The sequence below is a fragment of the Streptococcus mitis SK597 genome, assembly GCF_000148545.1.
In the GTDB taxonomy this organism is placed as follows: Bacteria; Bacillota; Bacilli; order Lactobacillales; family Streptococcaceae; genus Streptococcus; species Streptococcus mitis_C.
On record NZ_AEDV01000024.1, the window covers coordinates 1 to 16349 of the forward strand.

A 16349-nucleotide genomic window follows, 5' to 3' on the forward strand; every position below is an offset into this window, starting at 1 on the left:
TTTATTCCGCCATAGCTCAGTTGGTAGTAGCGCATGACTGTTAATCATGATGTCGTAGGTTCGAGTCCTACTGGCGGAGTAGTTAATTAAAGGAGGTTCTGCCCTCTTTTTTGTTATATAATTAATAATCTATCTCGCACCTAATGAAGCGGGATATTTTTCTTGACGATATAAGTTTCAGACACCATCATTTTCGAGCACTGATAGCAGTTAAAACGGCGCTTTCTAAGAAGAATTCTAGTAGGCATACCAGTCGTTTCGAGGTAAGGGATCTTAGACGTTTTTTGAAAGTCATATTTCTTCATTTGACTTCTACAATCAGGGCAAGATGGAGCCTCATAGTCCAGTTTAGAGATAATTTCCTTATGTGTAGCCCTATTGATGGTATTCATAATTTAGGGTCTGTAAGCTCTAGTAATTTTGTGATAAAGTGTATTTGTGATAAAGTGTAATTGTTCCATATGATTCTTTCTAATGATTGTTTGGTGCCTTTTCATTATAAATCTTATGGAATTTTTTTCTAACATAAAATAGGTTCCATAATATCCATAGAGGATTTAACCACTATAAATATTATAGTTATTTTTCTTTTTAATGATTATTAAGTGCTTCATTTCTATTCAATCACTTTATAGCTTAAACTGTGAAAGATTCAATGCAATGGTAACCGTACAGGATGATTTGTAATAAGGATAATTTCTGTAAATCATTTATAGGAAATTTTTTATTTTTAGGGATTTAATAGTTTGTTTTTGATGTAAGATATTTATTTCTATTCTGTCAATTTTTCCTATTTTTTCTCTTGTTGAGGTTGGTATTTTAACAATTCAGGAATTATTAATGATTAATTAAAATTTTTTGTTAAAATAAGATCATAAAAAGTAAAGGAGTGTATGCTTATGCTACAAAATATTTATGATCAGATGACTGATTTCTATGACAGTATCGAAGAAGAGTATGCTACTTTCTTTGGTAATAGTTGGGACTGGGAACATTTTCATTTTAAATTTTTGATTTATTATTTAGTTAGATATGGCATTGGGTGTCGTAGGGATTTTATCGTTTACCATTATCGTGTTGCTTATCGTTTGTATCTTGAAAAGATGATAATGAAACAAGGTTTTATTTCTTGTTGAGATAGTCTGAGTTAATTTCCGAACAAACTTACTTTTTTATGGCAATATAACAATAAATAGCTGGTAATTTTTCTAAAACATTTTTTAATAGTTGGAAATAGCAAATTTTTCTATTGTTTCTTCTTGATAAAAAGGCGATTTTTTCTTATAATAAATTGTAAGATATAATTGCAGGTGAGATTCCTGCCATGTATGTGAGAAAGGAAGAGCCTGAGGGCTCAGACAAGATTATGACTTCAGTTGTTGTTGTAGGTACCCAGTGGGGTGATGAAGGTAAAGGGAAGATTACAGACTTCCTTTCAGCGAATGCAGAAGTGATTGCACGTTACCAAGGTGGTGATAATGCTGGTCACACGATTGTGATTGATGGTAAGAAGTTTAAATTGCACTTGATTCCATCTGGGATTTTCTTCCCTGAAAAAATCTCTGTTATTGGGAATGGTATGGTTGTAAATCCTAAATCTCTTGTAAAAGAGTTGAGCTATCTTCATGAGGAAGGTGTTACAACTGATAACTTGCGTATTTCTGATCGCGCGCATGTCATTTTGCCTTATCATATCGAGTTGGATCGTTTGCAAGAAGAAGCTAAGGGCGACAATAAGATTGGTACTACAATCAAGGGAATTGGTCCAGCTTATATGGACAAGGCTGCTCGTGTTGGGATTCGTATCGCTGATCTTTTGGATAAAGATATTTTCCGTGAGCGTTTAGAACGTAACCTTGCTGAAAAAAATCGTCTTTTTGAAAAATTGTATGACAGTAAGGCGATTGATTTCGATGATATTTTTGAAGAATATTACGAATATGGTCAACAAATCAAGAAATATGTGACAGACACATCTGTCATTTTGAATGATGCACTTGATAACGGTAAACGTGTGCTTTTTGAAGGTGCACAAGGTGTTATGCTAGATATCGACCAAGGTACTTATCCATTTGTTACGTCATCAAATCCTGTGGCTGGTGGTGTTACGATTGGTTCTGGTGTTGGTCCAAGTAAGATTGACAAGGTTGTTGGTGTATGTAAAGCCTATACGAGTCGTGTAGGAGACGGTCCTTTCCCAACTGAGTTGTTTGATGAAGTGGGAGAACGTATCCGTGAAGTCGGTCATGAATATGGTACAACAACTGGTCGTCCACGTCGTGTGGGATGGTTTGATTCAGTTGTGATGCGTCATAGCCGTCGCGTTTCTGGTATTACTAATCTTTCATTGAACTCTATCGATGTTTTAAGTGGTTTAGATACTGTGAAAATCTGTGTGGCCTATGATCTTGATGGTCAACGTATTGACTACTATCCAGCTAGTCTTGAGCAATTGAAACGTTGCAAGCCTATCTATGAAGAATTGCCAGGTTGGTCAGAAGATATTACCGGAGTTCGTAATTTGGAAGATCTTCCTGAGAATGCGCGTAACTATGTTCGTCGTGTGAGTGAATTGGTTGGTGTTCGTATTTCTACTTTCTCAGTGGGTCCTGGTCGTGAACAAACAAATATTTTAGAAAGTGTTTGGTCCTAAGAGATTTTTAAGATTTGTTTAAGATAGGTCGGGTATACTATAGACAGTTACAAGAAGACCTCCTAACTTGTTGTAACAAATATCCTAAACTTTTCTTTTTCATAATAATCTCCCTATAGAGTCACCGCATTCGGTGGCTTTTTTTGTCTTGAGATTCATGATATAATAATAAAATCGATAAGTAGTAAAAGGGAAATTGATGAATTATACAGTTGAAGAAAAAGAAGTCTTTATGAGGGAAGCTTTGAGAGAGGCTGAGATTGCTCTTGAACACGATGAAATTCCAATTGGTTGTGTTATTGTCAAGGACGGAGAAATCATTGGCCGTGGGCATAATGCGCGTGAGGAGTTGCAACGAGCGGTTATGCATGCGGAGATTATGGCTATAGAGAATGCGAATCTGAGTGAGGAGAGCTGGCGCTTGTTGGATTGCACGCTTTTTGTGACCATTGAGCCTTGTGTCATGTGTAGTGGGGCAATTGGACTTGCCCGTATTCCAAACGTGGTCTATGGGGCTAAAAACCAGAAATTTGGCGCTGCTGGGAGTTTGTACGATATCTTGACAGATGAGCGTCTTAATCATCGTGTGGAGGTTGAAACGGGAATTTTGGAAGATGAATGCGCAGCTATTATGCAGGACTTTTTTAGAAATAGACGGAAAAAATAATTTTGCTTTTAAAATGAATAGGAATGTGATATAATAAATAGTGGAGCAACAGTTCTGCGTGAAGCGGGTCAGGGGAGGAATCCAGCAGCCCTAAGCGATTTGAATTGTGTGCTCTTTTTTTCGTGCTTTTTCCGAATAAATAAGATAGAATAATCTAGAATAAATGATAATAGAAAAGAGAAGATGATGAAAATTCGTGGTTTTGAATTGGTTTCTACTTTTACAGATGAAAATTTATTGCCCAAGCGTGAGACAGCGCATGCGGCTGGTTACGATTTAAAGGTTGCTGTGCGCACAGTTATTGCGCCAGGAGAGATTGTCTTGGTTCCGACAGGGGTTAAGGCTTATATGCAGCCGACTGAGGTTCTTTACCTTTATGATCGCTCTTCAAATCCTCGTAAGAAGGGCTTGGTCTTGATTAACTCTGTGGGTGTCATTGATGGAGATTATTATGGAAATCCTGGGAATGAAGGGCATATTTTTGCTCAGATGAAGAATATCACAGACCAAGAGGTTGTTCTTGAAGTTGGGGAACGTGTGGTCCAGGCTGTCTTTGCGCCTTTCTTAATCGCAGATGGAGATGCGGCTGATGGCGTTCGAACTGGTGGATTTGGATCGACTGGGCACTAGAATGAAGATTATCTTTGTACGTCACGGGGAGCCAGATTATCGTGAGTTAGAGGAGCGTTCTTATACGGGATTTGGGATAGATTTGGCGCCCTTGTCTGAGAAGGGACGGCAGCAAGCTCAGGAACTGAGCAAAAATCCTTTACTCTCTTCAGCTGAAATAATCATATCTTCTGCAGTTACAAGAGCTTTAGAAACGGCTTCTTATGTGGCCTGTGCTACGGGACTTCCTTTGAGAGTGGAGCCATTATTGCATGAATGGCAGGTCTATGAAAGTGGCACAGATAATTTTGAAAAAGCTCGTACTATGTTTCTAGAAAATAATGGGGGGTTACTTCCTAATAGTCCTATTCAATATGAGACAATTACGGAGATGAAGTCTCGTTTTCTAGAATGCATGGCTAAGTATCGAGATTACCAGACCGTGATAGTGGTAACTCACAACATGCTCATGCGCCAGTTTGTACCAAATGAGAAGATTGATTTTTGCCAAGTAATTGAGTGTGAGTTAGAGATATAGAAAGAGGTTTATCATCGCAAAGAAAAAAGCGGCATTTGTATGTCAAAATTGTGGGTATAATTCCCCTAAATATCTGGGACGTTGTCCCAACTGTGGGTCTTGGTCTTCTTTTGTAGAAGAGGTTGAGGTTGCCGAGGTCAAGAATGCGCGTGTGTCCTTGACAGGTGAGAAAACCAAGCCCATGAAACTGGCTGAGGTGACTTCCATCAATGTCAATCGAACCAAGACGGAGATGGAGGAATTCAACCGTGTACTTGGAGGCGGAGTGGTACCGGGAAGTCTCGTCCTAATCGGTGGGGATCCTGGGATTGGGAAATCAACCCTTCTTCTACAAGTCTCAACCCAGTTATCTCAAGTGGGGACAGTTCTCTATGTCAGTGGGGAGGAGTCTGCCCAGCAGATTAAGCTACGAGCAGAGCGTTTGGGAGATATTGATAGCGAGTTTTATCTCTATGCAGAGACCAATATGCAGAGTGTTCGAGCTGAGGTGGAGCGCATCCAACCAGACTTCCTCATTATTGACTCCATTCAGACCATTATGTCTCCTGAAATTTCAGGGGTGCAGGGATCTGTTTCTCAGGTGCGTGAGGTGACAGCTGAACTTATGCAGCTGGCCAAAACTAATAACATTGCCATCTTTATCGTAGGTCATGTGACCAAGGAAGGAACCTTAGCTGGGCCTCGTATGTTGGAGCATATGGTGGATACGGTGCTTTACTTTGAAGGGGAGCGTCACCATACTTTTCGTATTTTGAGAGCGGTTAAAAACCGTTTTGGCTCCACTAATGAGATTGGGATTTTTGAGATGCAGTCGGGCGGTTTGGTTGAGGTCCTCAATCCGAGTCAAGTTTTTTTAGAAGAGCGTTTGGATGGGGCGACTGGCTCGTCAATCGTTGTGACCATGGAAGGGACGCGTCCGATTTTGGCGGAGGTTCAGGCTTTGGTAACACCGACCATGTTTGGAAATGCCAAGCGTACGACCACAGGTCTTGATTTTAATCGTGCTAGCTTGATTATGGCTGTTTTGGAAAAACGGGCAGGTCTTCTCTTGCAAAATCAGGATGCTTATCTCAAATCTGCTGGCGGTGTCAAATTGGATGAACCTGCCATTGACTTGGCCGTTGCAGTTGCTATTGCTTCGAGCTACAAAGACAAGCCAACTAATCCTCAGGAATGTTTTGTAGGAGAATTGGGCTTGACAGGAGAGATTCGGCGTGTGAATCGTATCGAGCAACGTATCAATGAAGCTGCTAAACTGGGCTTTACTAAGATTTATGTACCTAAGAATTCCTTGACAGGAATTACTCCGCCTAAGGAAATTCAGGTTATTGGGGTGACAACGATTCAGGAAGTTTTGAAAAAGGTCTTTGCTTAATCTGTGACAAATCCTCTTAAAAATGATAAGATAGGAGAAATATTTGACTATCAAATTTTCAAGGAGGGAATCGTGTCGTATTTTGAACAGTTTATGCAAGCCAATCAGGCTTATGTTGCCCTACATGGGCAGTTAAATCTGCCACTTAAACCCAAAACAAGAGTGGCTATTGTGACCTGTATGGACTCTCGTCTGCACGTTGCGCAAGCTCTAGGTTTGGCACTTGGGGATGCTCATATCTTGCGGAATGCAGGTGGTCGAGTGACTGAGGACATGATTCGTTCGCTAGTTATTTCCCAACAACAAATGGGGACAAGAGAGATTGTGGTGCTGCACCATACAGACTGTGGTGCTCAGACCTTTGAAAATGGTCCTTTTCAGGAGTATCTGAAAGAGGAACTAGGTGTCGATGTGTCAGACCAGGACTTCTTGCCTTTCCAAGATATAGAAGAGAGTGTGCGAGAGGATATGCAATTGCTTATCGAGTCTCCCCTAATACCAGACGATGTCATTATCTCTGGTGCTATTTACGATGTGGATACAGGAAGTATGACAGTCGTAGAATTATAAAAAATTCATTTAGAAAGAAAGTGTATGAAGAAAAACAGTATTTTATTTATTTTTATTTTATTGCTATGTATTGGTTTGCAGTATGAAACCATTTACTATACGGACGGTTCGATGTCAGCTGCGGAATATGGACTCATGGGAGTTTCTATCTTTCTAGCTCTCTTTTACATGATTCCGGCTCTTTATTTCCTTTTCCGTATTGGGAAAAAATGGGAATTGCCAAAGAAGGTCTTGATCTTGTCTTTATTGGGTGGGATGTTCCTTTCAGGCTGGTTATCTAGCTTTGCTAATACCTATATCCATGATTTACTGGGTGTGCTTTTCCCAGATAGTGCATTTTTAAATGCCTTTGAAAGTGCGATTGTGGCTCCTTTGGTAGAAGAACCCTTGAAATTGTTGCCACTTGTCTTTGTTTTAGCTTTGATTCCTGTGCGAAAATTAAAATCTTTGTTTTTACTAGGGATTGCTTCTGGTTTGGGATTCCAAATGATTGAGGATATTGGCTATATTCGTACGGATTTACCGGAGGGATTTGACTTTACCATTTCGAGAATTTTAGAGCGTATCATCTCAGGAATTGCCTCTCACTGGACTTTTTCAGGTCTGGCTGTAGTAGGTGTTTACTTGCTTTACAGAGCCTATAAAGGACAAAAGGTTGGCAAGAAACAGGGGCTTATTTTCCTAGGTTTAGCCTTGGGAACTCATTTCTTGTTTAACTCTCCTTTTGTGGAGTTGGAGACAGAGTTGCCTTTAGCGATTCCAGTGGTTACAGCTATTACACTCTATGGTTTTTATCAGGCTTATCGCTTTGTTGAGAAGCACGATGAGATAATGAACTAGAATATTTTTCAAAAGAATGATGCAAGGGTACAAATATGGTGTCCTTCTTTTATTTTTGATTGAAAAATAGTGTAAAAAGCGCTACAATGGTAGATGGAAAATCTTGTGAAAAGCACAAGTGATACATATATACCGGAGGAAATCATGTCTTTTTCTGATTTAAAGCTGTTTGCCCTTTCTTCTAATCAAGAATTGGCAGAACGTGTGGCGCAGGAGATTGGGATAGAGTTGGGGAAATCAAGTGTCCGCCAATTTTCAGATGGAGAGATTCAGGTCAACATCGAAGAATCAATCCGTGGGAAACACGTCTTTATCCTACAATCAACTAGCTCGCCTGTAAATGACAATCTGCTTGAAATTTTGATTATGGTGGATGCTTTGAAGCGTGCGAGTGCAGAATCTGTCAATGTTGTCATGCCTTACTATGGGTATGCACGTCAGGATAGAAAGGCGAGAGCGCGTGAGCCAATCACTTCAAAACTGGTCGCAAATATGCTTGAAGTAGCTGGAGTGGATCGTTTATTGACTATCGACTTGCATGCTGCGCAGATTCAAGGATTCTTTGATATTCCTGTGGATCATTTGATGGGGGCTCCTCTGATTGCGGATTATTTTGAGCGTCGTGGCATGGTTGGTTCTGACTATGTGGTTGTCAGCCCAGACCATGGAGGGGTGACTCGTGCCCGTAAGTTGGCAGAATTTTTGAAAACATCTATCGCTATTATTGATAAACGTCGTAGCGTTGATAAGATGAATACTAGTGAAGTCATGAACATCATCGGTAAGGTCGAAGGCAAGACTTGTATCTTGATTGATGATATGATTGATACTGCTGGAACGATTTGTCATGCGGCAGATGCTCTTGCAGAAGCTGGTGCTGTTGAAGTCTATGCAAGCTGTACGCACCCAGTTCTTTCTGGTCCTGCTATGGACAATATCCAAAACTCAGCTATCAAGAAATTGGTTGTTTTGGATACCATCTATCTGCCAGAAGAGCGTTTGATTGATAAGATTGAGCAGATTTCAATCGCTCATCTTTTGGGAGATGCTATCGTGCGTATTCATGAAAAACGCCCACTTTCTCCACTTTTCAGTATTGAGAAAAAGATTTAATGACCAAGCCTGAGATAATTCTCAGGTTTTTTTCGTCTATTTTGCGAATAAATAGATAGAGTCAGTGAATCTAGTAAAACTAGATTTAAAAATGTGCTATAATGAAAGGAGAAAGAATATGACATTACGTCATCCGGGAATCAGCCCGACTAATGATTTGGTTGCTAAGAAAATCTTTAGCAATCCAGAAATCACTTGTCAATTTATCCGCGATATGCTGGATTTGCCAGCAAAAAATGTGACCATTTTGGAGGGAAGCAATATTCATGTCTTGCCTTCCATGCCGTACTCGGCCCAGGATTTCTATACCAGTATTGATGTCTTGGCGGAGTTAGATAATGGAACGCAGGTTATTATCGAAATCCAAGTTCATCATCAGAATTTTTTCATCAATCGCCTGTGGGCTTACCTGTGCAGTCAGGTCAATCAAAATCTCGAAAAAATTCGCCAACAAGAAGGCAATACTCACCAGAGCTATAAACACATCGCACCTGTTTACGCAATAGCTATTGTGGATAGTAATTACTTTCAGGATGATTTGGCTTTCCATAGCTTTAGTATGCGAGAGGACACGACAGGTGAGGTTTTAACCATCACAAACAATGGTCAAGAAAACCATCTGGTCAAGATGGCATTCTTGGAATTAAAAAAATATAGAGAAACCAGCAAAGACGAGGTTCGCAAGCCGTGGTTGGAGTTTTTCGGGAATAAACCCTTTACTCAACAACCCGAGCGAGCCATCAGCCAGGCAGACCAACTGCTGGACTACAAGAGCTGGTCCGAGGAGGACAGGAAGATGTTTAGTCAACTACGTATGCGCGAAGAACAAGCTTTGTTGGCACAGGATTATGCCTTGGAGAAAGCTGAAGAAAAAGGATTAGAGCGTGGTATTGAACAAGGACGAGCAGAGGGCATTGAACAGGGACTGGAGCGTGGAAAAGTTGAAGGAAGAGTCTTTGCTTTCCTAGATATGGTCCGCCAAGGTCTTCTAACACCTGAAGTTGCCAGTCAACAGTTGGGTATGACCGTCTCTGAGTTTGAGGCGTTGTTGTAAGACTAGCACTAATAGTCAAGATGGCGTTCTTGGAATTAAAAAAATATAGAGAAACCAGCAAAGACGAGATTCGCAAGCCGTGGTTGGAGTTTTTCGGTAATAAGCCCTTTACTCAAGAACCAGAGCGAGCTATCAGACAAGCAGACCAACTGCTGGACTACAAGAGCTGGTCCGAGGAGGATAGGGAGATGTTTAGTGAACAACGCAGACGCGAAGAACAAGCCTTGCTAGCGCATGACTATGCCTTGGAACAAGCTGAGGAAAAGGGCTTAGAGCGTGGTCTTGAACGTGGTAAAGTTGAAGGAAGAGTTTTTGCTTTTCTAGATATGGTTCGCCAAGGTCTTTTGCCTTCTGAGGTTGCGAGTGAGCAGCTGGGCATGACTGTCGCTGAGTTTGAGGCGTTGTTGTAAAGACATAAGCGAGAAATCTGTAAACGTTATGCGATCTGAAAACAACTAAACAGGATAGCTAAATTTCTTGATGTAAAAGAGATTGGCTATCTTTTTTGTTAGTAAAGTTTGGACTTTTCCCTTTCTTTTCCGAATAAATAGATAGTAGCAGTAAATCTAGCAAACCTAGATTTAAAACTGTGGTATAATAAAAGGAGGAAAAGGATGATTCTAAGACATCCGGGCATTAGCCCAACCAACGACTTGGTTGCTAAGAAGATTTTTAGTAACCCAGAAATCACTTGTCAATTTATTCGCGATATGCTGGATTTACCAGCCAAAAATGTGATCATTTTGGAGGGAAGTAACATTCACGTCTTGCCTCCCATGCCGTACTCGGCCCAGGATTTCTACACCAGTATAGATGTTTTAGCTGAACTAGATAATGGAACCCAAGTAATCATTGAAATTCAAGTCCATCATCAGAATTTTTTCATCAATCGCCTGTGGGCTTACCTGTGTAGTCAGGTCAATCAAAATCTTGAAAAAATCCGTCAACGAGAAGGTGATACTCATCAGAGCTATAAACACATCGCACCAGTATACGCTATCGCAATCGTGGACAGCAATTACTTTTCAGATGACTTGGCTTTTCACAGCTTTAGTATGCGCGAGGATACGACAGGTGAGGTTTTAACAATTACAAACAATGGACAGGAAAACCATCTGGTTAAGATGGCATTCTTGGAATTAAGAAAGTACAGAGAAACCAGCAAGGATAGTGTTCGCAAGCCGTGGTTGGAGTTTTTCGGCAACAAGCCCTTTACCCAAGAACCAGAGCGAGCCATCAGCCAAGCAGATCAACTGCTGGACTACAAGAGCTGGTCCGAGGAGGACAGGAAAATGTTTAGTCAACTACGTATGCGCGAAGAACAAGCATTATTGGCTCATGACTATGCCTTGGAACAAGCGGAGGAAAAGGGCTTAGAACGTGGTCTTGAACGTGGTCGTGCAGAAGGTATTGAACAGGGACTGGAGCGTGGGAAAGTTGAAGGAAGGGAAGAAGGGAAACTTTTTGCCTTCTTAGACATGGTTCGCCAACATGTTTTAACCTCTGAATTTGCGAGTGAGCAATTAGGTATGACCGTCTCTGAGTTTGAAGCGTTGTTGTAAGACTAGCACTAATAGTCAAGATGGCATTCTTGGAATTAAAAAAATATAGAGAAACCAGCAAAGACGAGGTTCGCAAGCCGTGGTTGGAGTTTTTCAGGAACAAGCCCTTTACTCAAGAACCTGAGCGAGCCATCAGCCAAGCAGACCAACTGCTGGACTACAAGAGCTGGTCCGAGGAGGACAGGAAGATGTTTAGTCAACTACGTATGCGAGAAGAACAAGCCTTGTTGGCACAGGACTATGCCTTGGAGCAAGCTGAAGAAAAAGGTTTAAAGCGTGGTCTTGAACAGGGACTGGAGCGTGGAAAAGTTGAAGGAAGTTTGTCTATACTACTAAATCTCGTTCGCCAACATCTCCTGACTTCCGAGATAGCCAGCCAGCAATTGGGAATGACTGTCGCAGAATTTGAGGCTTTATTATGAGTTCAATCTTTATATAGTAGAAAGTTGATGAAATGGCAAGTGTTATCCAAATACTTGCCGTTTTTACTTGACTTTTACAAGGGTTTGTAAGATAATACCAAGGAAGTAAGTTCTGTCTAACTATCTATATAGTTTAGATATAAAAGATATCATCTGAGGGATGAGTAGTTGCGAAATGTCAACTTGGAGGCTAGAGTATTTCAGGGGGAATTTTTTCGCGAGTTAGTTTCTTTCTCTTTTTTTCGAAGAAATAGGAAAAAAGTTTAAAAAACATAAGAAAACTCTTGACAAATCCTGCAAATATTTATATACTGTATGGTAGTAAGATAGTCTTACGAAAAATAATATAATGAAAAACAAAGGAGATAAAACGATGAAAAAAGTTTTATTGACAAGCGCAGTCGCTCTTGCAGCATTTGGTGCTGTACAAGCTGTTTCAGCTGATGATTCATATGCAACTTTAATTAAGGATGCTCTTGGAGTTAAGGTCAGTGGGGAAGTTAAAGTTGATGATGCAGTAGCTAAGGTTAGAGCTCTTCAACCTGTTGTAAATGCATTGCGTGCAGCTAATTCAACTCTACAAGCTTCAACAAAAGCTCAAAAGGCAGCAGAGGAAAAACTTACAGAAGCTCAACAAGCTTATTCTGATGCCGTTAAAGCTCTTCGTGATGCTGAACTAAAAAGAGGTGATGCAGAAGGACAAAAAGCAATTTTTACAGAATTACAAGCAAAAGTAGATGCTAAGAAAGCTAAAGATTCAGCAGAATTGGCAACTAAAAAAGCTGAATTAGGTGAAAAAGAAGGAACACGTACAGGAGCATATTTAGCATTAGATAATGCTAAGGGAGTCTTGGAAAAAGTTCAGAAAGCCGTTAATGATCTATATGATCAAAAACCACTTGGTGGTGATGCAGAAGCTACAAAGGAATACGAAGCTAAAAAATTAAAAGTTGAGTCAGTATTGGCAAAAGCTCAACAAACTTATTCTGACGCTAATGAAAAAGTTTCTACTTTAGAAAAAGAAGTTAAAGAGCTAGAGGCTACTGTAAAAGCAGAAAAAGAAGACTCTGAAAAACTTACAAAAGCTATTAAAGCTTTGGAAAAAGCAATTTCTGACGGTACAGGTCTATTGGAAGAAGGTCAAACTTTTGCTAAGCTAGTAGAAGTTAAGAATGCTAAATACACAGCAGTTGGAGACGCTACTACTAAGTTGTTCAATACAGATACTGCGCTAAAAACTGCGAAAGCTAATTATAAAGAAGCAGAAGAAAAAGCTAAAGCTGAATACAAAAAACAAAATGTAGTATTCGTATTGGAAGATGTTATTAAAGCAGATACACCAACTCCAGCAGCTGTAGTTAAATTCGGTTGGAATAAAGATACTAAAGGTAACTGGACTTATGTAGTAGACTCAAAAGGTACAAAAGCAACAGGTTGGGTTAATGATCAAGGAACTTGGTACTACCTAAATGCTGAAGGTGTTATGCAAACAGGTTGGGTTAAAGATAACGGAACTTGGTACTACTTGAAATCATCAGGTGCAATGGCAACTGGTTGGGTTAAAGATAACGGAACTTGGTACTACTTGAAATCATCAGGTGCAATGGCAACTGGTTGGTATCAAGTTGGTGGTAACTGGTACTACTCATACGCATCAGGAGCTCTTGCAGTTAACACAACTACTCCAGATGGATATAAAGTAAACCACAACGGTGAGTGGGTTTAATTTAAAATAATTGAATCATAACAGGAGAGAAATCTCCTGTTTTTTGGTTTTAACAATGGTAGTGGGTTGAGTTTTGTCGGCTCTTTGTCAACTGTAGTGGGTTGAAGAAAAGCTAAGCTCGAGAAAGGACACATTTCGTCCTTTCTTTTTTGATGTTAAAAATGATGAAAATACGCTTCTTAAAGTGTTTATAGCTAATAAACTTTAAAAACCAATATATGATTTTAGTACCCATGCTGATATTACAGATGGGTGATATTTTCACGTTTTAATCAAAAATGAGGTCATATGACCGTCTTTTGTTGACAAAAATGATAAAAAGGAGTAATATGTAGCTAGGATCCAATTATTCATACATAATATAAAAAGTATTCAGAATCGATGTTAAACTAAGGATTCTGATTGGTGTTTATGTCAAGTATGAATAAATTGGGATTAACTTAATGGGGGAACTAAGTGAATGATCAAGCTAGCATAGAAGATATCAGGAATTTTCTTACTAATGCAAAGAATCTGACATCTACAGGTAATTATGACTTTGTATCGAGGAAAAAGAATATACAAGCTTTAGCAGCTCATGGTCTTTCAGTTATGGATGCAAAGTCTGAAATATTATCCCTTGTGGTTAGTGATTACTACAAAGGTCCTAAACAAGATTTTGATCCAAGTAAACCAGGTGATATTTGGGAGTTTAAGAAAAGTGTTGACGGAGTTCAATTTTATGTTAAACTAAAAATTGTGCAAGTAAATGGGCAAGATATGCTTAAATGCCTTGGATTTCATGAAGATGATTTTATTTAGGATAGGAGGTAACTTTAATGAAAAAATATTGTGAAGAATGCGGAAAAGAAGTTGAAACAAAAGTAATTTCAAAGAAAGAAACATATGAAGTTCTTGGAGAGAATATTGAGGTCCAAGCTCAAGTGCTTGTGTGTGCTGATTGTAGCGCAGAATTTTATTGTGAAGAACTAGATGATGCTACATTAACAAATGCATATAATGAGTACAGAAAAAAACACAAATTACTTCTTCCTACAGAAATAAAACAAATTAGAGAATTATATGGTTTAAGTCAAAGAGGTTTTGCAAAACTTCTTAATTGGGGGGATAAGACTATTCATAGATACGAGAATGGTTCAATTCAAGACAAGGCACATAATAGTTTATTGCTATTTCTAAGAACCCCCGAGAATATGAAATTTTATCTTTCGGAGAATGAAAATTCTCTAGATGAAAAACATTTATCTAAATTATCAGTATTAGTAAACAAACTAATTAGTGAAAATGAAAAAGAAGATTCTTGCAAGTTAATTGATTTGTATATTTCCAGCACCCCATCAATTGATAATGGTTTTAAAAGTTTTGATTACGAAAAATTTGCAGCTATGGTTTTATTTTTTGCAAGTAAAGGAACAGACTTGCTAAAGACAAAATTAATGAAATTATTAAACTATTCAGATATGATTTTCTATAAAGAGAATAGTGTTTCGATTTCAGGTTTGAAATATGTACATTTACCATATGGTCCGGTTCCGGAAAAATTTAATGTATTACTTGGGAAATTAGAAGAAGATAAAATTGCTCACGTAGAAGTGGAATTTGATGGCAAATATGAGCGACATAAAGTATTACCAGACGAAGATGACTTTAATGGAATTTTAACAAATGAAGAAATTGCTGTTCTTGAACGTGTTTATAACAAGTTTATTGGTTTTGGTTCTGTTGAAATTTCTAACTACTCTCATAAGGAAAAAGGTTATTCTTCAACTTCTCAAGGAGAAATAATTGACTATTCATACGCTGCAGATATTGAATTAAATTAGTAATGGATACCTCTAATAACCTCTCCCTTTTACAAAATATGATAGAATTCACCTATCAAGACAGACGAGGCAGTTTTATGCGACTTTTTTCAGATAATGAATAAGCGTATCATAACAAGGTATCTATCATAATCTCCAAACTTCTACTATTCTGGATAAAAAATAGTTATCAGAGTAAAAATACTATGTAATGACTATTTAACTAAGTGATGTAGATCAAGTCTATCTTATTTGTGGGAAAACCGATATGAGATAAGGCGTTGATTTAATGTTTTATCTGGTTAAAACCCACTTTGAATTATATCCTTTCTCAAATCAAGTCTTTCTCTTTTGTGGAAGATGTGAGGACCGTTTTAAAGTACTTTGCTGGGATGGTCAAGGATTCTGCTTGTTATACAAACGATTTTAGAATGGTAATCTGACGTGGACAAGTGCAGAAAAGATTCCAAAAATCTAACATCAGAATAAGAAAACTGGCTTATGAAATGCTTACAAAAAATAAAGATTATACTTGATACAATAGATTCATCAAATAAAAATTTTAAATTTTTGATGGGGCAGCGGTAAGACGGTGTCCTATTTTTTTTGTGACATATAATCGCGTAAGGGCTTTGTTGAATAGCAGAAAATAAAAAGTGAACAGGATAATATTTCAGTCCTGTTCGCTTTTATGTTATTAGTGATTGTATTGTTTTACAAGAGCTCCTCAAACTCAGAGACAGTCATACCTAACTGCTGGCTGGCAACCTCCGAAGTCAGAAGACCTTGACGAACAAGATTTGCTAACATAGCAAAACCTCCCTCAACTTTCCCACGCTCTAAACCTTTTTCAATACCTTCCGCCCTAGCTGTTTCCAAGGCATAGTCCTGTGCTAACAAAGCTTGTTCTTCTCGCATACGTAGTTGGCTAAACATCTTCCTGTCCTCCTCGGACCAGCTCTTGTAGTCCAGCAGTTGATCTGCTTGGCTGATGGCTCGCTCGGGTTCTTGGGTAAAGGGCTTATTCCCAAAAAACTCCAACCATGGTTTACGAACCTCGTCTTTGCTGGTTTCTTTGTATTTTTTTAATTCCAAGAATGCCATCTTGACCAGATGGTTTTCTTGACCGTTATTAGTGATAATTTTTCAATAGCGCCTCAAACTCAGCTACGGTCATATTCAATTGTTCACTCGCAAATTCGGAAGTTAAAACATGTTTACGAACCATGTCTAAGAAGGCAAAAAGTTTTCCACGTTCTAAACCCTGTTCAAGCCCCTCAGATCGTCCTCGTTCAAGTCCTTGTTCAATCCCTTCAGCACGACCACGCTCTAGACCTTTTTCAATACCTTCCGCCCTAGCTGTTTCCAAGGCATAGTCCTGCGCTAACAAGGCTTGTTCTTCACGCATACGTAGTTGG

At 39.0% G+C, this 16349-nt stretch carries 14 protein-coding genes, 1 tRNA gene, 1 other RNA gene and 6 pseudogenes; 19 read left to right on the forward strand and 3 right to left on the reverse strand.

Annotated features, from left to right (window positions below):
• The first annotated feature begins 5 nt into the window (after positions 1–5).
• Positions 6–79, forward strand: a tRNA-Asn gene (locus SMSK597_RS0102165).
• A gap of 76 nt (positions 80–155) precedes the next feature.
• Here the strand turns inward: SMSK597_RS0102165 and SMSK597_RS13540 are convergent.
• Positions 156–463, reverse strand: a pseudogene (locus tag SMSK597_RS13540) (transposase family protein); the annotation flags it as partial.
• A 436-nt stretch (positions 464–899) separates the two neighbouring features.
• On the opposite strand from SMSK597_RS13540, the gene comW reads away from it, so the two are divergent.
• The 18 genes and pseudogenes from comW to tnpB all read left to right on the forward strand — a co-directional run bounded on the left by comW (position 900) and on the right by tnpB (position 15361).
• Positions 900–1136 (forward strand): sigma(X)-activator ComW, encoded by a 237-nt coding sequence (comW, locus tag SMSK597_RS05595; RefSeq protein ID WP_000940045.1) that lies wholly within the window; start codon positions 900–902, stop codon positions 1134–1136.
• Positions 1137–1366: 230 nt separating this feature from the next.
• On the forward strand, positions 1367–2653 hold the full coding sequence (locus SMSK597_RS05600; RefSeq protein WP_004237599.1) for an adenylosuccinate synthase: 1287 nt from the start codon (positions 1367–1369) through the stop codon (positions 2651–2653).
• Between the two features lie 199 nt (positions 2654–2852).
• Positions 2853–3320, forward strand: coding sequence for a tRNA adenosine(34) deaminase TadA (gene tadA, locus SMSK597_RS05605; RefSeq protein WP_001110112.1), 468 nt, complete (start codon positions 2853–2855; stop codon positions 3318–3320).
• A 32-nt stretch (positions 3321–3352) separates the two neighbouring features.
• Positions 3353–3450, forward strand: an RNA gene (ffs, locus tag SMSK597_RS12730) — signal recognition particle sRNA small type.
• 56 nt (positions 3451–3506) lie between these two features.
• A complete protein-coding gene (locus SMSK597_RS05610; protein ID WP_000702002.1) occupies positions 3507–3950 on the forward strand; it encodes a dUTP diphosphatase in 444 nt (147 codons plus the stop codon).
• Positions 3910–4467, forward strand: a complete 558-nt coding sequence (locus tag SMSK597_RS05615) for a histidine phosphatase family protein (RefSeq protein ID WP_000863559.1) — start codon at positions 3910–3912, stop codon at positions 4465–4467. Before SMSK597_RS05610 ends, SMSK597_RS05615 begins: the two co-directional genes overlap by 41 nt.
• Before the next feature lie 13 nt (positions 4468–4480).
• Positions 4481–5842, forward strand: a complete 1362-nt coding sequence (gene radA, locus SMSK597_RS05620) for a DNA repair protein RadA (protein WP_080551615.1) — start codon at positions 4481–4483, stop codon at positions 5840–5842.
• 72 nt (positions 5843–5914) lie between these two features.
• The gene (locus tag SMSK597_RS05625) at positions 5915–6412 is read left to right on the forward strand and encodes a beta-class carbonic anhydrase (RefSeq protein ID WP_004237611.1); all 498 of its coding nucleotides are present in this window, start codon (positions 5915–5917) and stop codon (positions 6410–6412) included.
• 24 nt (positions 6413–6436) lie between these two features.
• Positions 6437–7252: a PrsW family intramembrane metalloprotease gene (locus SMSK597_RS05630; protein WP_000742249.1), complete on the forward strand. Its 816-nt coding sequence runs from the start codon at positions 6437–6439 to the stop codon at positions 7250–7252.
• 144 nt (positions 7253–7396) lie between these two features.
• Positions 7397–8365 (forward strand): ribose-phosphate diphosphokinase, encoded by a 969-nt coding sequence (locus SMSK597_RS05635; RefSeq protein WP_000010166.1) that lies wholly within the window; start codon positions 7397–7399, stop codon positions 8363–8365.
• 118 nt (positions 8366–8483) lie between these two features.
• Complete coding sequence (locus SMSK597_RS05640) at positions 8484–9419, forward strand: Rpn family recombination-promoting nuclease/putative transposase (protein ID WP_000175247.1); 936 nt, start codon at positions 8484–8486, stop codon at positions 9417–9419.
• An 11-nt stretch (positions 9420–9430) separates the two neighbouring features.
• A pseudogene (locus tag SMSK597_RS05645) lies at positions 9431–9829 on the forward strand (Rpn family recombination-promoting nuclease/putative transposase); the annotation flags it as partial.
• Between the two features lie 204 nt (positions 9830–10033).
• Positions 10034–10981, forward strand: coding sequence for an Rpn family recombination-promoting nuclease/putative transposase (locus SMSK597_RS05650; protein ID WP_000603326.1), 948 nt, complete (start codon positions 10034–10036; stop codon positions 10979–10981).
• An 11-nt stretch (positions 10982–10992) separates the two neighbouring features.
• Positions 10993–11403 (forward strand): annotated as a pseudogene (locus SMSK597_RS12735) (Rpn family recombination-promoting nuclease/putative transposase); the annotation flags it as partial.
• Positions 11404–12769: 1366 nt separating this feature from the next.
• Positions 12770–13129 (forward strand): annotated as a pseudogene (locus tag SMSK597_RS13255) (Ig-like domain-containing protein); the annotation flags it as partial.
• Between the two features lie 456 nt (positions 13130–13585).
• Complete coding sequence (locus SMSK597_RS0102180; RefSeq protein WP_000999583.1) at positions 13586–13930, forward strand: type II toxin-antitoxin system MqsR family toxin; 345 nt, start codon at positions 13586–13588, stop codon at positions 13928–13930.
• Between the two features lie 17 nt (positions 13931–13947).
• Positions 13948–14952: a type II TA system antitoxin MqsA family protein gene (locus SMSK597_RS05660; RefSeq protein ID WP_000759656.1), complete on the forward strand. Its 1005-nt coding sequence runs from the start codon at positions 13948–13950 to the stop codon at positions 14950–14952.
• A 268-nt stretch (positions 14953–15220) separates the two neighbouring features.
• Positions 15221–15361 (forward strand): IS66 family insertion sequence element accessory protein TnpB, encoded by a 141-nt coding sequence (gene tnpB, locus SMSK597_RS13760; protein ID WP_240156700.1) that lies wholly within the window; start codon positions 15221–15223, stop codon positions 15359–15361.
• 284 nt (positions 15362–15645) lie between these two features.
• On the opposite strand, the pseudogene SMSK597_RS05670 reads toward tnpB, so the two are convergent.
• A pseudogene (locus SMSK597_RS05670) lies at positions 15646–16071 on the reverse strand (Rpn family recombination-promoting nuclease/putative transposase); the annotation flags it as partial.
• Positions 16064–16349: pseudogene (locus SMSK597_RS05675) on the reverse strand (Rpn family recombination-promoting nuclease/putative transposase); the annotation flags it as partial. The pseudogenes SMSK597_RS05670 and SMSK597_RS05675, both read right to left, overlap by 8 nt.

Excerpts from the sequence above, each read along its gene's own strand:
- comW (WP_000940045.1), top strand. The coding sequence starts at position 900 with ATGCTACAAAATATTTATGATCAGATGACTGATTTCTATGACAGTATC.
- SMSK597_RS05600 (WP_004237599.1), top strand. The coding sequence starts at position 1,367 with ATGACTTCAGTTGTTGTTGTAGGTACCCAGTGGGGTGATGAAGGTAAA.
- tadA (WP_001110112.1), top strand. The coding sequence starts at position 2,853 with ATGAATTATACAGTTGAAGAAAAAGAAGTCTTTATGAGGGAAGCTTTG.
- SMSK597_RS05610 (WP_000702002.1), top strand. The coding sequence starts at position 3,507 with ATGAAAATTCGTGGTTTTGAATTGGTTTCTACTTTTACAGATGAAAAT.
- SMSK597_RS05615 (WP_000863559.1), top strand. The coding sequence starts at position 3,910 with ATGGCGTTCGAACTGGTGGATTTGGATCGACTGGGCACTAGAATGAAG.
- SMSK597_RS05630 (WP_000742249.1), top strand. The coding sequence starts at position 6,437 with ATGAAGAAAAACAGTATTTTATTTATTTTTATTTTATTGCTATGTATT.
- SMSK597_RS05635 (WP_000010166.1), top strand. The coding sequence starts at position 7,397 with ATGTCTTTTTCTGATTTAAAGCTGTTTGCCCTTTCTTCTAATCAAGAA.
- SMSK597_RS05640 (WP_000175247.1), top strand. The coding sequence starts at position 8,484 with ATGACATTACGTCATCCGGGAATCAGCCCGACTAATGATTTGGTTGCT.
- SMSK597_RS05650 (WP_000603326.1), top strand. The coding sequence starts at position 10,034 with ATGATTCTAAGACATCCGGGCATTAGCCCAACCAACGACTTGGTTGCT.
- SMSK597_RS05660 (WP_000759656.1), top strand. The coding sequence starts at position 13,948 with ATGAAAAAATATTGTGAAGAATGCGGAAAAGAAGTTGAAACAAAAGTA.
- tnpB (WP_240156700.1), top strand. The coding sequence starts at position 15,221 with ATGTTTTATCTGGTTAAAACCCACTTTGAATTATATCCTTTCTCAAAT.